This is a genomic window from Streptomonospora mangrovi, from assembly GCF_027604915.1.
Lineage (GTDB): Bacteria > Actinomycetota > Actinomycetes > Streptosporangiales > Streptosporangiaceae > Streptomonospora > Streptomonospora mangrovi.
On the sequence record NZ_JAJAQC010000121.1, the window covers coordinates 1 to 1,051 of the forward strand.

A 1,051-nucleotide genomic window follows, 5' to 3' on the forward strand; every position below is an offset into this window, starting at 1 on the left:
GCGACAGTGTGGTCTGTGATGGAAAGGGGGGCGGGGATGCCGGGGCGCCGGTTGAGTGTGGCCGAGCGCGAGGAGATCGCCGTGGGAATCGCCGCCGGTGAGAGCATCGCTGAGATCGCGCAGCGCATCGGGCGACACCGCTCGACCCTCTACCGGGAGCTGGACCGCAACCTGGCGGGCAACCCGCGCCCTTACCGGGCCACCGCCGCCCACGCCCAGGCCGGTGCGCGCGCCAAGCGGCCCAAGCCCCGCCGGCTGGCCCCGGGCACCGCCTTGCGCGGCCGGGTGGCCGAACTGCTGGCCCAGGGGTGGTCGCCCCAGCAGGTGGCCGGGCGACTGAAAGCCGACCACCCTCACGATGGGGAGATGCGCGTGAGCCACGAGACGATCTACCAGGCGTTGTTCGTCCAGGGCCGGGGCGGCCTGCGCGAGGAGCTGAAACGGTCGCGGATACCCGTGCGCTGCCCGGCCCGCAGGACGCGCCGCCCGCGCGGGCGGGCCCAAGCGCCAGGCCGGTTGAGCGGCATGGTCCACATCAGCTCCCGCCCGGTAGAGGCCCACGACAGGGCGGTGCCCGGGCACTGGGAGGGCGACCTGCTCATCGGGGCGCGCGGGGCCTCGGCGATCGCTGTTTTGGCCGAGCGCGCCAGCCGGTTCGTGCTGCTGGTAGGGGTGGCCGACCGGCGTGCCGAGACGGTGGCCCAGGCTCTGGCCCGAAGGGTCGCGGCCCTTCCTGAGGCGCTGAAGGGGTCGCTGACCTGGGACCAGGGCACGGAGATGGCCCGCCACGCCGACTTCAGCGTGGCCACCCAGGTGCCGGTGTTCTTCTGTGATCCGCATTCGCCCTGGCAGCGGGGGACCAACGAGAACACCAACGGGCTGCTGCGCTACTACTTCCCCAAGGGGGTCACCGACTTCACCCGGGTGGAGAGGGCTGAGTTGGACCGGGTGGAGGGGCTGCTCAACACCCGCCCGCGCAAGACGCTGGGGTATCGCACCCCGGCCGAGAAGCTGGACGAACTGCTAGTCGCAACAACCCATTGACACCAAG

The 1,051-nt window shown here is 72.0% G+C and carries 1 protein-coding gene; it reads left to right on the forward strand.

The window, feature by feature from the left end; genetic code table 11:
- Positions 1 to 36: 36 nt before the first annotated feature.
- On the forward strand, positions 37 to 1,044 hold the full coding sequence (locus LG943_RS27645) for an IS30 family transposase (protein ID WP_270075320.1): 1,008 nt from the start codon (positions 37 to 39) through the stop codon (positions 1,042 to 1,044).
- Positions 1,045 to 1,051 lie beyond the last annotated feature (7 nt).